This is a genomic window from Leptolyngbya sp. NK1-12 (genome assembly GCF_032598965.1).
GTDB lineage: Bacteria > Cyanobacteriota > Cyanobacteriia > Elainellales > Elainellaceae > Elainella.
Genome location: NZ_CP053586.1, coordinates 5,081,045 through 5,098,037 on the forward strand (window position 1 = coordinate 5,081,045; position 16,993 = coordinate 5,098,037).

The 16,993-nt window shown below is 48.6% G+C and carries 20 protein-coding genes; 4 read left to right on the forward strand and 16 right to left on the reverse strand.

Annotated elements, in window-relative coordinates:
- Positions 1-2 precede the first annotated feature (2 nt).
- From HJG54_RS21525 to HJG54_RS21540, 5 genes are all read right to left on the reverse strand, one after another.
- A complete protein-coding gene (locus HJG54_RS21525) occupies positions 3-950 on the reverse strand; it encodes a glycosyltransferase family 2 protein (protein WP_316431319.1) in 948 nt (315 codons plus the stop codon).
- Positions 951-1,025: 75 nt separating this feature from the next.
- On the reverse strand, positions 1,026-1,178 hold the full coding sequence (locus tag HJG54_RS35515) for a type II toxin-antitoxin system HicA family toxin (RefSeq protein WP_420717274.1): 153 nt from the start codon (positions 1,176-1,178) through the stop codon (positions 1,026-1,028).
- A gap of 49 nt (positions 1,179-1,227) precedes the next feature.
- The gene (locus HJG54_RS21530) at positions 1,228-1,428 is read right to left on the reverse strand and encodes a type II toxin-antitoxin system HicB family antitoxin (RefSeq protein ID WP_316431321.1); all 201 of its coding nucleotides are present in this window, start codon (positions 1,426-1,428) and stop codon (positions 1,228-1,230) included.
- Between the two features lie 334 nt (positions 1,429-1,762).
- Positions 1,763-3,109, reverse strand: a complete 1,347-nt coding sequence (locus HJG54_RS21535) for an ABC transporter ATP-binding protein (RefSeq protein ID WP_316431323.1) — start codon at positions 3,107-3,109, stop codon at positions 1,763-1,765.
- Complete coding sequence (locus tag HJG54_RS21540; RefSeq protein ID WP_316431325.1) at positions 3,106-3,981, reverse strand: ABC transporter permease; 876 nt, start codon at positions 3,979-3,981, stop codon at positions 3,106-3,108. The genes HJG54_RS21535 and HJG54_RS21540 overlap by 4 nt, the downstream gene beginning before the upstream one ends.
- A gap of 528 nt (positions 3,982-4,509) precedes the next feature.
- Between HJG54_RS21540 and HJG54_RS21545 the strand changes: the two genes are divergently transcribed.
- The gene (locus HJG54_RS21545) at positions 4,510-4,875 is read left to right on the forward strand and encodes a hypothetical protein (protein ID WP_316431327.1); all 366 of its coding nucleotides are present in this window, start codon (positions 4,510-4,512) and stop codon (positions 4,873-4,875) included.
- An 86-nt stretch (positions 4,876-4,961) separates the two neighbouring features.
- Here the strand turns inward: HJG54_RS21545 and HJG54_RS21550 are convergent, their stop codons facing one another.
- The gene (locus tag HJG54_RS21550; RefSeq protein ID WP_316431328.1) at positions 4,962-5,609 is read right to left on the reverse strand and encodes a hypothetical protein; all 648 of its coding nucleotides are present in this window, start codon (positions 5,607-5,609) and stop codon (positions 4,962-4,964) included.
- 86 nt (positions 5,610-5,695) lie between these two features.
- The gene (locus HJG54_RS21555) at positions 5,696-6,994 is read right to left on the reverse strand and encodes a HAMP domain-containing sensor histidine kinase (protein WP_316431330.1); all 1,299 of its coding nucleotides are present in this window, start codon (positions 6,992-6,994) and stop codon (positions 5,696-5,698) included.
- 398 nt (positions 6,995-7,392) lie between these two features.
- Between HJG54_RS21555 and HJG54_RS21560 the strand changes: the two genes are divergently transcribed.
- From HJG54_RS21560 to HJG54_RS21570, 3 genes are all read left to right on the forward strand, one after another.
- Positions 7,393-8,109: a response regulator gene (locus HJG54_RS21560; protein WP_035998350.1), complete on the forward strand. Its 717-nt coding sequence runs from the start codon at positions 7,393-7,395 to the stop codon at positions 8,107-8,109.
- Between the two features lie 286 nt (positions 8,110-8,395).
- Complete coding sequence (locus HJG54_RS21565; protein WP_211628022.1) at positions 8,396-8,578, forward strand: CsbD family protein; 183 nt, start codon at positions 8,396-8,398, stop codon at positions 8,576-8,578.
- A 306-nt stretch (positions 8,579-8,884) separates the two neighbouring features.
- Positions 8,885-9,235 (forward strand): hypothetical protein, encoded by a 351-nt coding sequence (locus HJG54_RS21570; RefSeq protein ID WP_035998356.1) that lies wholly within the window; start codon positions 8,885-8,887, stop codon positions 9,233-9,235.
- A gap of 356 nt (positions 9,236-9,591) precedes the next feature.
- Here the strand turns inward: HJG54_RS21570 and HJG54_RS21575 are convergent, their stop codons facing one another.
- From HJG54_RS21575 to HJG54_RS21615, 9 genes are all read right to left on the reverse strand, one after another.
- Positions 9,592-9,774 (reverse strand): YqaE/Pmp3 family membrane protein, encoded by a 183-nt coding sequence (locus tag HJG54_RS21575; RefSeq protein ID WP_035998359.1) that lies wholly within the window; start codon positions 9,772-9,774, stop codon positions 9,592-9,594.
- A gap of 116 nt (positions 9,775-9,890) precedes the next feature.
- A complete protein-coding gene (locus HJG54_RS21580) occupies positions 9,891-11,663 on the reverse strand; it encodes a hypothetical protein (RefSeq protein ID WP_316431332.1) in 1,773 nt (590 codons plus the stop codon).
- A gap of 33 nt (positions 11,664-11,696) precedes the next feature.
- Entirely contained in the window at positions 11,697-12,656 is a 960-nt protein-coding gene (locus tag HJG54_RS21585) for a lysylphosphatidylglycerol synthase transmembrane domain-containing protein (RefSeq protein WP_316431334.1), read from the reverse strand.
- 317 nt (positions 12,657-12,973) lie between these two features.
- Positions 12,974-13,216 (reverse strand): DUF2283 domain-containing protein, encoded by a 243-nt coding sequence (locus HJG54_RS21590; protein ID WP_316431336.1) that lies wholly within the window; start codon positions 13,214-13,216, stop codon positions 12,974-12,976.
- A gap of 2 nt (positions 13,217-13,218) precedes the next feature.
- Positions 13,219-13,554 carry a XisI protein gene (locus HJG54_RS21595; RefSeq protein WP_316431337.1) on the reverse strand — a complete coding sequence of 112 codons (336 nt, stop codon included), beginning with the start codon at positions 13,552-13,554 and terminating at the stop codon, positions 13,219-13,221.
- Entirely contained in the window at positions 13,542-13,871 is a 330-nt protein-coding gene (locus HJG54_RS21600; protein ID WP_316431338.1) for a hypothetical protein, read from the reverse strand. The genes HJG54_RS21595 and HJG54_RS21600 overlap by 13 nt, the downstream gene beginning before the upstream one ends.
- A 110-nt stretch (positions 13,872-13,981) precedes the next feature.
- Positions 13,982-14,188, reverse strand: a complete 207-nt coding sequence (locus HJG54_RS21605; protein ID WP_316431340.1) for a transposase — start codon at positions 14,186-14,188, stop codon at positions 13,982-13,984.
- Between the two features lie 211 nt (positions 14,189-14,399).
- Complete coding sequence (locus tag HJG54_RS21610) at positions 14,400-16,070, reverse strand: GDSL-type esterase/lipase family protein (protein WP_316431342.1); 1,671 nt, start codon at positions 16,068-16,070, stop codon at positions 14,400-14,402.
- A gap of 51 nt (positions 16,071-16,121) precedes the next feature.
- Entirely contained in the window at positions 16,122-16,919 is a 798-nt protein-coding gene (locus HJG54_RS21615) for a hypothetical protein (protein ID WP_316431344.1), read from the reverse strand.
- Positions 16,920-16,993 lie beyond the last annotated feature (74 nt).

A 16,993-nucleotide genomic window follows, 5' to 3' on the forward strand; every position in this document is an offset into this window, starting at 1 on the left:
ATTCAGGGTTTGACTGGGATGGGCTTAATCAACGCACAGACCAACAGTTTCCAGGCTTCCAGATTCCGTGGTCCTGTGCTGATGGCCTGAATGCCGCAATGACGAGCTACATCGCGCTGGCCGTCCAGAAAATTGTTCCAGCCACAGCGCAGCCAGAATTGATGCTGCTTCAGGTGATCGGCCGGTTGGCGAATGAACTGGCCCTGAATACCGCGTCGTTTCCAAGCTCGTTGACAGGCGGCTAAGGCATCATCAGCTTGTCGCACCTGTTTGGCGTGGGTGATGGAGTGGGGATGGAGACGATAGCGCAGCACGGTATCGGGTAGATTGGCGAGCTTGCCGATTTCTCCTAGCCGCAGCCACAGATCCAAATCCGATGAGGCAATCATAGTTTCGTCGTAACCACCAACTTGCAGCAGAGCCGAGCGTCGCACCATGGCGGTAGGATGATGCAGCAGCGAAATGCCACCCAGCATCAGGGTTTGCAGTTCCTCATCGGTTTGTGGCATCGGACAATGGCCTAGTAGTCTGCCTTTTTCGTCGATCCAGTCCAGCGCGCCGCCCACACATACTACCTCCGGGTGCTGGCGCAGAAACTCCACCTGTAGCCGAAACCGGTCGGGTAGGGCAATGTCATCCGCGTCCATGATGGCAACCAGTTCTCCCCTAGCCTGAGTCAAGAGCTGATTGCGAGTGCGGGGAATGCCGCGATTTTCCCGACTCGTGAAGCAAATCCGAGCATCTTGGGTCGCATAGGTTTGCAGAATTTCAGCCGAGCAGTCGCTAGAGCCATCGTCAATAATCAAGAACTCAAAGTCGCTGAAGGTTTGAGTCAAGATGCTGTCAATCGCCTGGGCCAGATAGCGCTCGCTGTTGTAGACCGACATCAGGACGCTAATCGTGGCAGGGGTTTGATTGTCCTGGAAGCCACGCTCAATTGCTTCACTCATATCAACGCTTCTGAGCTAATTCCTGCACAAACGTATGGAGTAGTCATGGATAGGGTTCTCTGTCTAATAAGCTGCCTATAAATCGTTTTCGGTTAGCCCGGCATCTTTAAGGATGTTCCTTAGAGTTCCAATTGGTAGATCTCGACTGCTATGCACAGGAATAACCAGGATGGTTGTAATGTCCTCTTGTGTGTAAATGTGATGACTACCTGTCACTCTCTTAAGCACCCAACCTCGCTTCTCAACAATCTTATGAGGGACTTACCAGAAACAGATTTCATAGCGATAGCTCAATCAGCTGTTTTTCAGGCTCTAGTTCTTGCTGTTGACTGGCAACATCCAACCATCCTTGAATAGCATCTTCTAACATTTCCAGTAGTTGCTCGTAGCTCTCTCCCCAAGTATGGCAACCTGGTAAAGCGGGAACCGAGCCACACCATACACCATCTTCTTGCCAAATAACTGCTTTAATTTTCATCACCAACTCCTTAGAGCTTGTTTGTAAACAAAGATTGAGATCCCCCTACATCCCCCTTAAAAAGGGGGACTTCAGAGATTTAACTCGGTTCCCTCCTTATTTAAGGAGGGTTAGGGAGGATCAGATGTGAAGTCGATTCTAGCCTCTTAAAATTCATTTACAAACAGTCTCTTAAAGCTAATAATCTGAGGTACAGGAAAAAGGTGTACTTTAATATAATTCAAGGGACAAGAGTGTTAGTTGGTCAGCGCCCTCTGCATCAGCAGCTTCAGTTATTTGCGCGTCGTTCGTTGCATTGATTAGTGGCAAATAGTAGCGAACAGTTATTTGCATTCTAATCTAGGTTACTAATCTGCCATTGGCGCGGCTGATAGTACTGTCCCCGATTCAGCTTGTCCGAGCCATTCACGGTAAAAGGAATCGACTCGTGGGCATCTAGCATATAAAGCGAGCCGTCTTTAACATAGACACTCAGCGTGTAGGAACCGGGCAGCAGTCCCAGATAGGGCAAGTCCACCCGCAGCTCATACTCGCCCGCTTCGACTGCAAAAGTTTCCTGGTCATAGGCACTGCTGAGGTGCAGCACCAAGCTGTTATCTTTGGCGGGCTGGTAGATCGCCACAAACAGGCTGGCAGCTTGAATCGGGCAGCGCACCAGACAGCGGGCACAAATCGACAGCGGTTCGCCACTCACAGGAGTTTCGATCAACTCAGCTTTGGCATCTTTGAAGTAAATCAAGGCCAAATCGGCCCCCGTGCTTTCCGTCGCGGTTTTTGCGGGCAGGGCCAAGGGAAACCGGGTTGCTTGCCGCTTAATCGAAAACAGATCCTGCTCGTAGAGGTCCATAATTTCGCGGGCACTGCCAGCCGCCACCAGATTGCCCTTTGAGAGGTAAATACCCTGATGGCAGGTGTTGAGAATGCCTTGAAAAAAGTGGCTGACCAGCACAAACGAGGTGCCATTTTGCAGCAGTTCGGCCAGTTTGCGTTCGCACTTCGAACGAAACTTGGCATCGCCCACCGCTAGCACTTCGTCGATTAGCAAAATGTCTGGATCGGTATGAATGGCGCAGGCAAATCCCAATCGAGCCGCCATCCCGGAACTGTAGCTCTGCACCGGCGCATCAATGGCGTCCCCAATTTCGGCAAACTCGACCACCTGCTCAAACCGGGCGTCAATCTCTGACTTGGATAGGCCCAAGATCGACATGTTGGCGTAGATATTTTCCCGTCCGGTCAAGATCGGGCTAAAGCCAGCTCCCAGGGCAATCAGTGGCGCGACCCGCCCCTTCAGCCAGATCGAGCCGGTATCGGGCCGAATTAAACCGCTAATAATCCGCAACAGCGTTGTCTTGCCGCTGCCGTTGGCTCCTACTAAGCCCAGCGCTTCGCCGCGTCTGAGGGTAAAGCTGACATCCTTGAGCGCCCAAAACTCGTTATAGCGGAGCTGGGGATTGGGCTGACGCAGACCCACTAGCTCGGTGGCAATATCCTGGATGCCATAGAACAGGGACCGCTTGAGGCTGCGGCAGAACTTTTTGGAAACCCCCTGCACCGACAGCACAATCTCGCTGCTCTCTGGTTGGCCGAGCCGTGAGTCAGACGACGAGTCAGCAGGGAGATCGTTCCAATGGTTAGATGGCGAGTTGGGCACCGGGTAATTTGTCAAACGCTCAATCATGCGCTGATTCGCTCGATTACAAACGGCATGGCAATACGATAAATCAACCAGCTAATCAGCAAGCCTCCCATCGCTAGCAGACTGGCTAGCCAAAAGTGAACGGGAGACGAGACGACTCCGGTTGTGGCTAACTCGCGTACCGTCACCAACAGTGGCGTCACCGGATTCCACTGTACCAGCAGGGCAAACAAACCACTCTGCGGCGGTGGATAGATCACGGGCGTAAAGAACAGCCAGGCGCTCGTTACCAGCGTCAACCCACGGGTCACATCTTCGTACAGCGTGCCGAGCGGAGCCAGCAATAGCCCGATGGCCGTTCCCAAAGCGATCAGGTGAACCAGCGCCACCGGAGCCAGCAGCACCGTCCAGGTTATCGGAATCCGAAACCAGAGAAACATGACCGTAATCAAAATCAGCTTCACTCCAAAGTTGAAGCCGACCTGACCCAACTGGGACAAAATAATTGCCTCGCGGGGAAAATTGATTCGCGCCAACATGGGTTTCGCCGCAATTACCGCCTGCACCGGCCCCGTAAGCGATTCAACAAAGGTCTGCCACAGCGCCATGCTGAACATGACATAGGCCGGATAGGGCAGATCGGTTTCGCCAATATTCAAAATATCAGCATTGTTGGCCAGCGTTAGCCCAATCGCAGCCACAATCGGCGGCACAAAGGCCCAAAACACTCCCAACAGCGACTGTCGGTACTGGCTACTCAAATCCCGCACCAGCAGCCGCCAAGCCAGCTCACGCGATGCCAGCAGATCCCGTTTCATATCACGCCACAACTGTTTGGGATGGCGAATGCGGCTCTCTGGCGTATAAAGAGTTTCCGGTAAATCACGATTTAGGTGACGATTGCGCCCTGTCATGGATTCGCTTTAATAGTCCAAACTAGCTGCCGATCAGTTTGCTGGCTCTTATTCTCAATTTTTCGTCCTGCCTGACCTACCCAAATCAGCACTACTCCTCTGACCTGAGTGAGATTGATTGCAATTGACGTTGAGCTAGGCTCTAAGGGGCATTGACGCTGACCAGCCAGCACCCGTTCCTAGGTGATTGTAAACCTGTCGATCTAGAACTAGGGCAAGCGCAATGTGAAGACTAAATGAACCTCAACCGCAAAATTCCGGAAGTCAAGATTTGTTGACTAGATCGCGAGGATTTGGCAATTACGGGAATCCTGCTTGTAGTAGTATCTGAAGTTACAAAATAATAAATATTAACCTTTTCTCAGAATTGACTGTACATGCGTTTGTCAAGCTAGGTGATGGGAAAGGCATTTTCAAAAGTCAAAATCAATAGAATTTGCAAGGATTTTGCGAACTTCGATAATTCTGTTTAGGTAGCGTCTAGGTTGCGGTAAGGGTTTACAAGCTTTAAGGAAGAGGAAAAATCTGATGAATTCACAGCGTTCTTTAAATAAGTTGATTAATTCTGACATTGGTGGAGGTTATTCCTCTCAACCCGTCGCTACCCCAGAGTTAACTGACGATGCGTCCGCAGACGCTCTCATCGAAGATGCCTCAGCCGAACTCTACCCAACGCTGCCGCCGGTTACGGTCAAAAAACATAGCCCTGACTTCATTTCTCAACGTCTTAAGGTGCGGAAAATTGCCGAAACGCGATTGCTACATCTTGCTGATGAGCTGTCTAAGCTAGCTGATGAAGTGCGCTATCACCATCCGTTGATGGCTGAAATCCTGGATGAGGCCTGGGATGCGACCGAAGAAGCGCTGGCTTTGATGTCGGATGGTGATGCTTAAGCGATTGTTGAGAATGCTAATTGGCTGCTAGAGAGCGGTTGCTAGAGAGCGGTTGCTAGAAAGTTCAAGACCAAACTTCAAATTGTTCACCTGAGCCACGAGCTACCTGCGGTGGGGGCTGGTCCTGCTTCGTAGAGGTAGAGCAACGCTTCGGCAAAGCTATCGCCATTGGGACCGTAGACCTCTAGATAGGCATTGATCTGGTCTGGGCGAGCACCATCCCGATAGATCACATAGGTGTAGCCCTGATTCCGAAAGACTAGCTGACGGGCTTCTTCGGGATTGGCACTCGTAATCCGTAGGCCACTACTGCGATCTTTGGCCTGACTGATGTAATACTTGGGTTGCCAGGGGTCGTATTCTTCCGAACAAATTTGGATTTCGTAGTTGCTACTTTCGGCAAAGGCATAGGGAGCCGAATCTGCTGGACAATTGACAATCAGGCGGCTGGGATCGAGATTGCGGATATGGTCCCGTACTGTCACTCTGCCGGTCGTGGGCAGTGGTGTTGTAGCGGCATAATCCTGTTGAATTGTGGCCCGGTCTACCTGGTTTGCAGGCGGACTCACAACCTGCGCCAAACTGGAATTTGCCACTGGAGCCGCCGGTACAGGAGCGGCTTGGGTTAATTGGGCTGGGGAGATGGGGCTAGGAGCAGAGGTCGGAGTTTGGGAGAGGGTCGGTGAACTACAGCTAACGCAGCCTAGCAACAGGAGCCAAATGGGGTATTTCATATCAACTTTAAGCAACTTATAGGTTAAGCAACTTACAGGCAGAATCACAGTTCGTGAATGAGCATAGCGAGTATCGCTGCAGGTAACTACGGATTCAGAGAAGCTGTTTTCTGAGAACTTGTCAAACGAGCTGCCGAAACCGAATTTTTAAACTGCTTGGGCTGGTGATTCGATTGGTGAATCCGACGCGGTAACTCGATCCGAAACTCCGAGCCTTGACCAACTTGACTTTTGACAGTAATCGTACCCTCCAGTTGCTGCACCAGCGCGGCTGTCACCGCTAGCCCTAACCCAATGCCGCGATAGTGGCGCGTATTTGACTGATCCACCTGACGGAACGGCTCGAAGATGTGGTCTAGCTCTGCCGATTCGATGCCAATGCCCGTATCGCGAATCACAATTGCAATTCGATCCGCACCTACTTCCGCCGCTTCGATTGTGACCGAGCCGGTCGCGGTAAATTTAAGCGCATTGGCAATCAGATTAAAGATCACCTGCTGCAAACTGGTCGGGTCTGTGACAACAATGGGATCTGCCAAATCGAGCTGGAGATTGAGGGCCAAATCCTTCTGAGTAGCAGTTTCTGCCAGTTCTGTCGCCATCGCCCGAATCAAATGCGCTAGATTGAGCGCCTCAGGATGCAGTTCAAGCTGACCGGCTTCAATTTTGGAGAAATTAAGGATTTGGTCAATCGCAGCCATTAACTGTTCGGCGTTCGCCAGAATTCGCTCCACCATATCGCGCTGCCGGGCACTAAGGGCTGCTTGCGTCCGCCATAGCAGTTTGGAAAAACCCAAAATCGCATTCATGGGCGTCCGCAGTTCGTGGGAGACCATTGCTAGAAACTGGCCTTTCACTTTGGTGGCTTCCACAAGCTGCGACTGGAGCTGTCGGATCTGCTGGTCTTGCTTTTCAAGTTTTTGCTGCTGGTACCAGAGAAGCTGGTCATTTCGCCGCAGTCGTTCGCTCGCGAAGTGATACTGCTGCTCTGCCTGCCGCACCCGCATAACGCAGCGCAAGGTTTGACTGAGCGATTCTGATGTGAGCTGAGAGGGTGGCAAAACATCCCATACTCCTGCTTCTCGCCATTGCTCTAGTAGCTGCGAATCGGCGCAGTCGCTAATCAGAACAACGATTGGGGCCGGACGCATCGTTGTTTTCACCTCATGCAGCAACTGTAACGACATGGCCTCGCTCTGAGGCAGATGCCAGAGCACACAGTCAAATGAGTGATGCTCTAGTTGGGCCAATGCCGTGGCTAAGTCAGAAACTGGAATCGTTTCGATGGGTAGGTCACTACCTGCTAGCCCCTCTAGCAATAAATGCAGGCTAGATTGCAGCGTTTTGACATTAGTTTTGTTATCAATGATCAGGACTCGCAACATTGTTCCTATAACCCTTGCAAAATCGACTGTAATTTCCCAAGCTCGAATGCGAGCGAACATCTAGGCTAGGTCTGGAATGCAGCAGAGTTGACTCAGAAATTCAGAAATCTAGAGGTGCCAGCTTCCAATCCCCCATTTTTTAAAGTTTTGTTACTGATAGTACAATTTTGTCGAAAAGTCGCCTGCGTTTACCTCAATCTGGGGTTAGAGGTATGGGCTAAAGTCAGAATGAATGGCAAATTCAGGCGCTTTTTATACCTGGAGTAGGAGAATGGTTGCTAGACCGAACTGATTCTTACCTCTATTGGTGGAGGCAGCAGCTGACAATATCCTCCATAATTCTGATCAGTCTCTTCTAGAAGAGGTATTCATCGGATAGGAGCAATGGGTTAGGAGCAATGGGTGAAATTTCCGTCGCATTAATTGAAGATCACGATTTAACACGAGTCGGTTTAAAGGCTGCCTTACAGCGACAAGAGGGAATTCGCGTGGTAGGCGAAGCAGCCAATGCCGGACAAGGGCTACAGTTGCTGGAGGCATCCAAGCCCGATGTGGCTATTGTTGATATCGGTTTGCCTGATATGGATGGCATTGAGCTAACACGCCGCTTTAAACAGGCCCATGCCGAAGCCGGCGACCAGCGAACCAAGATCTTGATCTTGACGATGCATGACAGCGAGGACTCGGTGCTGGCTGCATTTGCGGCGGGTGCTGACTCTTATTGCATGAAAGATATCAGTACGGATCGTCTCGTAGAAGCCCTGAATGCAACCTATGACGGAAACTCATGGATTGATCCGGCCATTGCGACGATTGTGCTGCGGCAAGTGCGGCAAGCTCCATCGGGAGCCGAGGTAGAGGCAGCCAAGAAGGTTTCGATTGGCGCAGTTGAACCTGAATACGAGCAGCTTTTAGAAAACTATCCGCTGACAGAGCGCGAATTAGAAGTATTGGAGCTGATAGTGGCTGGATGCAGCAATGCCGCCATCGCTGAAAAGCTCTATATCACTGTAGGCACCGTTAAAACCCACGTTCGCAACATTCTCAACAAGCTCTGTGCCGATGACCGCACTCAAGCGGCGGTACTGGCTTTGCGTTCTGGTTTAATTGGTTGATTTGCCTAATTAATCAAGTTGCTTTAGCTTGTCAGGTGCATCGTTCACCAAGCCCGTTGCCCGGTGCAGCGGGTTTATTGTTGCTGGATAAAGTGCGACCTCTGTGTCTCTTGTATCTCTGTGATTTGAGATCCTAAGTGATTTGGGATTCTAGGTGACCCAAAATTCTAAGCCTTAAGGTGAACTGCTAATCTACCGCGTGAGGGATTGGTTAAATAGCATCGCTCGCTACATTAAAGGTATTGCACTTTACTAATGTAGTTTACCGTTATAACACGAGGTAATTATGAGCGCAGAAGATAAAGCAAAAGCAACTGCTAAGAACGTTGAAGGTAAAGTTCAGGAAGCTGCTGGAAACGTAACTGGTGATCCAGAAACTAAAGCTGAAGGTAAGGCTAAGCAAGCCGAAGCCGAAGTGCGTCATTCAGTCGAGAACGTAAAAGATAAGGTCAAGAAAGCAATTGACTAGGTTAATTGCAATTCCGATTCGTCATTCTTATAAGTCAACGGAATGACGAGAGAGCGAAGTACATAAGTGAAAACTGAATTTCCTAGTCTAGGTAGCTTCTGCCTAGACTTTTTGATGTTTGAGTATCCGACTACCCGTCATAAATATTAGTGATTCCAGAGGTCAGGCTAAGTCCAGAAGTAGAGACCAAAGGATAGAGAAATTGTATTTTTCTTAACATATATCTCTAACTCCTGATAGACGAAGCAAATCGGGTTTAAGGAGATGATAAGCGTATAACATTGCAGAATTTGGGATGTATAAACTATGAGCACACATGAAGATGTTTCTGTAGATACTTATGACGCTCACATTGTTCCGGCAGAAACCGCAGCCCGGAAAGAACGTGAAGGTGAAGCATTTAAGCATACTCCTCACCAAGCTGAAGACGAAAGTTTAGACACATCCGCTGGCTACACAGTTGACAAAGAAGGGTTGGTGAACAACTTTGCAATTGAACCGGAAATGTATGTCAATGAGCCGGGTGACCTGCGCCAGGAAGAGGAGGAACTCAAAGCAGAACGTGCTCAAGAAATATCCGAAGTGAACGATACTGATAAGCAGGGTGAATTGACCGAAGACCACGACAGTCGTGGTAAAGGCACAGGCATTATCTAATTCAACTCTTTTCAATCTTTTAGGTTGATGTCCCTTGACTGATTGGGTTTATAGCTTGGATTTACACAGTAGCTGCGGGGTAAAGTTAGGCTTTACCCCTTTTTTGGGTAAAGCAGCCCCAATATTGGTAATTCGCTGGCGTGTCCTCGATGTACGATCTCTCGACACACAATCTAGGGAATTGCCAGTAATGAAACTACTAGAAAACTGTTGCAACCTAAAACAGGTGGATAGATTTACCCACCTGCTCGACAAACAAGATTGCTATTAGATTGTTGCTATCGTTGGATTAAGTTCTCGTTCAAGCCAAGCACGTAAGTTTCGCCATCTAGGCTCAATATGTTTGAGTTGGCGCTCTAGAGTTGACGATTTAGTTGCTGTTCATGCTTCATGATTGCCCAAACGGCATGGATGCTACCTGGGAGCCATCCCAACAACGTCAGCAGCAGATTGATGATGAACGTGGGACCCAACCCAAATGTGAGAAAAACTCCTAGGGGAGGAACAAGAATGGCAAGTAGGATGCGTAGTAAATTCATAGCACTTCCCATGTTGTAGGTGACATTGTTTCATTCTCCAAAACTTCTGCTGAAATGACCTCCCCCAAAGGAATTAATACAGTTTGCTCGCTATTTTGTTCACTGCGCTATTTTGTTCACTGTTTCAGGATGCATCTCGCTCTCAGCACTCGAAACCCATCTCTTTGAACTGAGCAGGCGGCTGGAATTTGCGACAAAGCTGGAACTACCCCCGCTGCAAGCTGGGCTTTGATTGGCTGAGTCTCGACAGGGAATTGGGCAAATAGTTGAGTCAGATAGGATTTGGGATTGTTAAAGTCAGGCTGGAAGGATTCCTGATCCAGTAACCAAAAATCTACGTCATAGCGGTCGATAAACGCTTTTACCTGGTTTAGATCGGGGCTGTATTGGGCTTGAGCGGTATCGAGCAACTTCTGGCTGAGCTGCTGAAAGTACTGGGGATGATAGGGCAGTAGATAGCCTTCGCCGCCCGCTAGCAACGACCGCTGGGAAAAGGTAGGAATTTGATTTGCTGCTTCGCTCAACGAGGCAATTACAATATCTTTGGGTTGATTGGCAAAGAATCGATAGAGGCTAGGAGCATCGCCCGTCACATAGCCCGTCACCGGAAAGGGTTCATGATCGATTTCCAAACTGTAGGGATAGAACACTAGGGTGGCAGCGAGTAGGGCCGTCAGGCCAGTGGCTAGCATTGGCTTTCTAGACAGACACCATTGAAACAGCCTATCCCATAAACTTACTAGCGTCATGCCTGCGGCTAAAGCAAGTAAAATCCGAAAGCTATGTTCGGTATAACGATTCGGTAAATGCAATCGAAACGCTAGAATATGGGCAATTAGAAATAGCCCAATTGATACCAACAGAGCTTGCCAAAGCACTTGCCAATGGTGTGTCAACCGCTGGGCCAACGGAAAGTGATTGCGAGCCAGCAACACCACTGGAAACAGTAACCCCAACCAAACGGAGGGGAACCGTGCTAGCAGCCATGGACGGGCTATATCCTGCTGGTCTTTCGCCAAATCACACCATTCAGTTGGGATCATGCCACTGCGCTTGCCGCATAGCCAAAACTGCACAAAATTATCAGAGAAATAGGCTGACCAGCCAGTGGGAGCAAAGGCTGGTAAGGTTTTGGCTTCAGCTAGGCGGATTACGGCACCAAATTCAGATGATTTGAAGGCATAAAGCACCATTACCAAAAAGGCGACTCCTAAGCCGATCGAGCTGAAGCGGATTTGGCTGTGATTCAGCCGCGGCTTCGTGATGTCGCTCCAATCTAGTAATCGCAACAGCAAAATACCAGCCGATAAAAACACACTCTGAGGATAGAACAGTCCCTGTAATGCTATCGTAAACAGGCAAGGTATTAGCAAACAACGCAGCAGATAATATAAAAACGCCAAAAAAATTGGATAGAAAAAAGCCCCTGGTGTGGCTGAGCTGAGATCATCACGCATCCAGAGATTTTGGTTTAGTAAGGTGGCAGCGGTAAATCCAGCAATGGGTATTGGTAAAATTTTTAGGGCGACACCAAAACAAAACCCTGTAGTAATTAGCCCCAGAATCAGCGGTAGTACTTTACTCAATTCCACCGGATCGATGCCGAACCAGGCAAACAAGCGGTACAGGCTAGCATAACCCCAGGGCGCAACCGACTGAAAGTAGTCGGCCATCAAATCCTGGGGAAATAAGTCCGGATCTAGAAATCGCCGCATCCAAAACACATGCTGTCGCGCATCATCTTGGATTACATATTCGCCGCTCCAGGCTTCTCGCAGAGCCGGAACGCTGTAGACCAATGAAACCAGCAGACTCAATCCCAGCCAAAGCCAGATTTGAGTCCGGGTGGGTTTAGCGGTAAGGAACTGGTAGAGACGAGTTGCGGACATAAATCGAAGATTCTAGACAGCAATTGCAATGCTTCAACGATTATTCAAGCGGGTCGTGCTTGATTGCACCGTTGCCAGATATTGATGCAAAAACGGTAACCCCCCAAGGGCAGGCAGCAGGTAGCGAGAGGTGCACAGTACCCCCAAAGCAGCAGCCGTGGCGGCATCAAAGTAGGGAGCATAGAAGGCAATTAGGGCTGCATCGCGAGTGCCAACCCCGGCAAAGGTGAGGGGCAGCAGTCCAGCCAAGATGGCGAGGGGTGACAAGGCCAAACTGGTGAGAAAGGGCGTCCAAGCGTTGAGCGCCAAGATAAAGAACCAAATTTGCAGCAGGTGCAGAAACCATAAGAAGATCGACGTTGCGGTAATTTTGCCCAGGTTGCCTTTGTCGCGCCAGAAGTAGTCGTGCATTTCCTGCCAGGAGTAGCTGAGTTTACCCAATTTAGCTCGCAGCTTTTTAGGCGCTAGCTTTTGGCTGGTGTCGAAGAAAAATCGGGCAAACTGAGGAACACTGAGCAGTGCTATGCCCAGGACTAACCCCACTACTACACTCACGGTCATGATGGCAAACAACCAGTCTTTGCGGGGGTAGAGCAACAGACCAAAAGCGCACCACAGCAACAGCGATAGCATATCGCAAGCCTTTTCGAACACCACCAACGAGAGCGCTAAGGAGCCACTAAGATGCCCTCGATCTCGCATAAAATAGGCTTTGGCAATGTCACCCATTTTAGACGGCAGCACCATATTCAAAACGCTAGCTGCCAAAATTAATCGGTTTGCCTCCCCAAAACTTAATTGTCCGACTACAGGCATGAGCTGCTGCAATCGCCAAGCCGTAATCATCGTAATTGGCACCACCATACCCAAGCTGATCATCATCCAGAGCCGGTCACAATCACGAAACACCTGGATCAGCCCAGCAAAGTCAATCTTCCAGTAAATTGCCGCCAGGATAATCGCGCTGACCAAAATTGAGAGCAGTCGCTTCATAATCAGTTCCTCACTTGGCAATCAGGAGCGTCATTGGAAGCAGGCATCCCCGAACCAATTGAACTAATCAATAGACTGCGAATTACCGCTAGGGCCATAAGAATCTGGAGTTTTGAGTGGGCTGCTTTCGTAAGATACCACTTGTTGTCATCTAACAGGCACCACTTTCCCAGTTACGGCTATATTTGCCTGCGGGTTGAAAACGCAGCGAGCACAAAACCATCTTGATTTTCTTCTCGATAAACCTTTCGCGTACAACGAGGCTGGCTCTGCTGCGGTTAAGCTTTTGGCTCCAGCGATGTTAGCAGATTGATGGGTCATCGTTGACTGGCATTGAGAATAGTCAATCCAACAATCTCCTCCTCATCGTCATAGCGAATCACAATATCATTGTCGGTCAGTTCGCTGTTACTAGAAGGTTTGGGTAGGCTATAGAAGTCGATGTAAAGGACATCTGCTTCTGAGTCATAGAGCAGCAGAAACGGACGTTTGGGTAAATCCTGTAAAACAGGCAAAAACCTGAGATAGTCCTTCGCTGCTTGAAAGTTGGTTATTGCCATTGTTATCCCACCGCAAACTCGGTAAATTGTCGTTTGAAGGGAGAATGAAACCTCAGCACAATGTCTGCTTTGGGTACGCCTTTTGCGACTAGCTCATTCGCGATACCGCCTTCTGTGCCATCATGCTGAATCCAGATTTTGCCATCTTTGATGTCTAGATGTAGAACACAGCCGTAAACGCGGCGTTTATTCGCCCAGCCAACATGGACAACTTGGTAGTGATCGCGTACTGTATCGAAGATTGCTTCTGCCTCAACTTCTTCGTTGCTAGCTCTGATCTCACTGTATTCCTGTAGCAGTTCTTGAATGATTTGCCGATAGCGTTCTACTTTTTCCATAAGACAATCACCTCTTCTGCGGGTTCATAAACGATCAGATGGACTTGATAGCGCTGAATTAGCAATCGCGGCAACTCTAGCGTGAAGAATGAGTCATGCTGCGTGCGTTTGCGATTAATGCGATAGCCACACGGTTGCAGGAATAGAGCCATTTTGCGACTGCCGTAGCACGGGGTCTCCAGGTATTGCTGGTCAATCAAGCGCAATAACTCTAACTCCTCATCCACAGGAGCTTTCGGCTGATAGTAGAGGCTGGAACGAGCGATTTGGAGCAATTGACATTGTTGGACAAGGCTCAACTGAGGATGGTCAGGCATCACCAAGGCTTTTCTAGCTTCAAGCCCAACTGTGCTGACCTGTTGGCTAAAAAATCCCGCTCCACCTTCAATTGCCCGATTTGTCTATACGGTTCATCAATCTGAGCTTGTTAGTCTCCCGCAGCAGGAGACGATGAGTTGCCCTGTTCAAAAATCTCATCCGCTCCCTCCAACAGTTGCCGTTTCCAGTTATTGATCATCGTGGGATGAATCTCAAACTGGCTTGCTAACTCTGCCACAGTTTTCTCACCTCGAATCGCAGCAAGGGCAACTTTGGCTTTGAACTGAGCACTGTATTGTTTGCGTTTATTTGCCATGAATTTCTCTCCAATTTGGGGAGTATTCAGAGCTTAGCAACCTGTCCAGTTTTTGGGGTCCACTTCAGTCCGCTCCGCCTGTGTGATCAATCTATAACAGCCCAAGCTTTTCAGGATCAGAACAGAGTTCGCAGGCACCGTCTCTATCTTATTTCTTTGGCTAGTGTTCGGGCATATCATACCTGATGCTGCTTCCATCCCAATCCATAGCTTATGGAATGATCAAAGGCTTTAACCTATCAAGCAATCGGTTGGCTATCCTTTTGTAACCGCTCCAGTTAGGATGAACAGAACCATATGGATCTTTCTGAATAGTCACAGAATCTCGAAATGTGTTGACCCACCGTAAATTCTCACTGATAGCATCATCTGTATCTATAGAGCCTTGACAAATACTATGCCCTACAAAGCTATTTGCAATATTATCAACAAGAATCCAGCCTTGATTACGATTATCACTGACTGCGGCTGCAACAGTTCGATTCAGAGGACGAAGGATATTTCTTTCAATCCATTCAGATTCTGCGGCAAAAAGATGCTCCATTGAAGCTCCAACGGGATAATTCCACAGAAGTGGTGGTAATTCATAGCCAATCAGTTGACCGTAAGTGTAATGTTGGGGTGCCACCGTAAAATTGTCTCCAAAGCCTCCTAAGCCAATAGCGTTTTTACCACAGTACTGATTCCGCCCTTTCAATCCTGGGTTTGGATACTCTGTGATCAGGACATACCTTGGATTCAACTCTTCAATTTTCTTTGCTAAACGGTTATAGGCTTCTTGTAGGTTCTCTGCCCCTATTAGTATGGTGTTATTTTCAGGAGCACCGCGTGTTACCCACTCTAATAAACGTTTGTCATTGTCACATCCTAAAGGTGTGAGTGGCCCCAAACAAGATTCAATTGCAGCACCAAAACCTACGTCATTTCCACCAACGCCCACAATTAAGATGTCTAATCGGGGAGCTTGCTTTTCAATCAACCAATCTCGCAGTTGATCGATCTGGGGAGGCAAGGCTGGCCTAACCTCGTAGCCATGAGGCACCCCTCCATAGGGACCCAGCAATCCGACGTTGATCGTAGCTCCAGAACAGGAAAAATCTCCGAATTCAATTTGAATCTTGCTTCCACTCCGACTTAATAGAGTCTTTAAATCGTTGACAGCAACATTTCTACTATTGTGTTTAGAACGATGGCACTGTTCGCTGATCCAAGTGACTGCCCCAGTAGACCAATTTCTTTCAGGTGCACCTTCCCCAGCAGCGTAGGAATCACCGATTGAAGCTATATAGAGTTTACCTTGCACAGCATAACGAGCTGTCGTCACGTCTGAAAATAATTCTTGCGCCACTGGTGGTCTGATTGGAATTCTAACAATGGGCCTACCAGTAATCGGATCTCTTACGACTTCTCTACCATCCTCTGGTTCAATCGTCAATGGAAATGGATCAGGACCTTTCACCTTGAAATAAATTGTTTTTTCTGTAATGCCTGAGCTAAGTATATATAAAATTTCATTTTTGTAGGTTTGCCACCTTGCACCAGAAAAATTTGGAGACTCGCTCACCATGTAATGGGTCACATTCCCTGAGACTTTGGGTTTGAGCAAGACCATTTGATAGCCAAACACATCTCTTGCTTCCGTATTACATTGTCTATTTGAGGAACTACAAGCAACTACATCAAAACGAGTAATTTTGGGGCGAGCTTGTTGGCGCAAGTTGGTGATGACCGATTCAACTCTGGTTCTGACTTCTTGTTCCCTCAGTTGTAAGTCAGGTATACTTATCCCCGTTTGCCCAACTGCAACTTTTGCAATCGATGCCAAAATTAGAACAATCAGAAAGGATCCAAGGATGTACTGGCGAAATCGTGGACGTTGCACGTTTGTGCTCCTTCTGAGGCTAGAAGATAGAAACTGAAAAATCAGATCTGCTTATGTTGGTTCAAGTTCAAGGGCGAGCGTTGGGAGTGTGAATGTTACTTTCTGGCCCATAATTTCCACCTCTCCTAATTTGACTTCATTGATTTTGATTTTGTACCTGTGATTGATGCCGTGAATAATTACGTTTTGAATCACCAAAATTACGAAGATAGCTGTAACCATTGCCGCTATAATTGCGATGATTGCCACGAGTTCAATCGCGGGATTAATGTTCACAACTGGCATACCAAACGCATTCTTCGTTAGCTTCCATTCGCCCTTATTAAATAGGCCAGTTGCAACCAACTGCATTGCAATCTCACCTTCAAAGCACAAAACTATCCGTCGCCGGCTCTGCATTAGTGATGCTAAGCGCTCGGCAGATTGCATGTCCCGGACAAAAAGGACTTCGACATCCGGGGGAGAAGGTCGCGGCGTTTTAGGTCGTGAGTAACCACGCACCTGGTATCGAGTCACTCCACCCGGAGGAACCATATGGTCTATCTTCACTTCAACTTGTCCCTCTGTAGCGATGGCAGATTGGCTGGAAATAGACGCTACAGCACCGGGTGTGGAGGGTGGCAGGGTGATTACCACTGCGCCTTGATACTCATGATCTAAGGGCACTGTCATTTTGAATGTATCAGTCCCGCTATGCGGCAATTTAAATGATTTAGCTAGTCTAACTAGCTCTGCACTGGGTAAGCCTGGGAGAAAAGTTCTACCAGCCGTTATCGGAGGTACATTTGGTAAGGTTGCCGAGGTGGGGTGATAAATAGTCTTGGTTTCCCTAAAAAACTGTGTCGCCATCTACGCCTCCTGTAACCAGTTAGTGAACGTTTATGTGGTAGTTTACGTTGCTTAGTTTCAATGAACAATTGGTC

Bases quoted from the DNA above. Each gene is read 5' to 3' on its own strand.
- HJG54_RS21525 (WP_316431319.1), bottom strand. From the start codon at position 950: ATGAGTGAAGCAATTGAGCGTGGCTTCCAGGACAATCAAACCCCTGCC.
- HJG54_RS21530 (WP_316431321.1), bottom strand. From the start codon at position 1,428: ATGAAAATTAAAGCAGTTATTTGGCAAGAAGATGGTGTATGGTGTGGC.
- HJG54_RS21535 (WP_316431323.1), bottom strand. From the start codon at position 3,109: ATGATTGAGCGTTTGACAAATTACCCGGTGCCCAACTCGCCATCTAAC.
- HJG54_RS21540 (WP_316431325.1), bottom strand. From the start codon at position 3,981: ATGACAGGGCGCAATCGTCACCTAAATCGTGATTTACCGGAAACTCTT.
- HJG54_RS21545 (WP_316431327.1), top strand. From the start codon at position 4,510: ATGAATTCACAGCGTTCTTTAAATAAGTTGATTAATTCTGACATTGGT.
- HJG54_RS21550 (WP_316431328.1), bottom strand. From the start codon at position 5,609: ATGAAATACCCCATTTGGCTCCTGTTGCTAGGCTGCGTTAGCTGTAGT.
- HJG54_RS21555 (WP_316431330.1), bottom strand. From the start codon at position 6,994: ATGTTGCGAGTCCTGATCATTGATAACAAAACTAATGTCAAAACGCTG.
- HJG54_RS21560 (WP_035998350.1), top strand. From the start codon at position 7,393: ATGGGTGAAATTTCCGTCGCATTAATTGAAGATCACGATTTAACACGA.
- HJG54_RS21565 (WP_211628022.1), top strand. From the start codon at position 8,396: ATGAGCGCAGAAGATAAAGCAAAAGCAACTGCTAAGAACGTTGAAGGT.
- HJG54_RS21570 (WP_035998356.1), top strand. From the start codon at position 8,885: ATGAGCACACATGAAGATGTTTCTGTAGATACTTATGACGCTCACATT.
- HJG54_RS21575 (WP_035998359.1), bottom strand. From the start codon at position 9,774: ATGAATTTACTACGCATCCTACTTGCCATTCTTGTTCCTCCCCTAGGA.
- HJG54_RS21580 (WP_316431332.1), bottom strand. From the start codon at position 11,663: ATGTCCGCAACTCGTCTCTACCAGTTCCTTACCGCTAAACCCACCCGG.
- HJG54_RS21585 (WP_316431334.1), bottom strand. From the start codon at position 12,656: ATGAAGCGACTGCTCTCAATTTTGGTCAGCGCGATTATCCTGGCGGCA.
- HJG54_RS21590 (WP_316431336.1), bottom strand. From the start codon at position 13,216: ATGGCAATAACCAACTTTCAAGCAGCGAAGGACTATCTCAGGTTTTTG.
- HJG54_RS21595 (WP_316431337.1), bottom strand. From the start codon at position 13,554: ATGGAAAAAGTAGAACGCTATCGGCAAATCATTCAAGAACTGCTACAG.
- HJG54_RS21600 (WP_316431338.1), bottom strand. From the start codon at position 13,871: ATGCCTGACCATCCTCAGTTGAGCCTTGTCCAACAATGTCAATTGCTC.
- HJG54_RS21605 (WP_316431340.1), bottom strand. From the start codon at position 14,188: ATGGCAAATAAACGCAAACAATACAGTGCTCAGTTCAAAGCCAAAGTT.
- HJG54_RS21615 (WP_316431344.1), bottom strand. From the start codon at position 16,919: ATGGCGACACAGTTTTTTAGGGAAACCAAGACTATTTATCACCCCACC.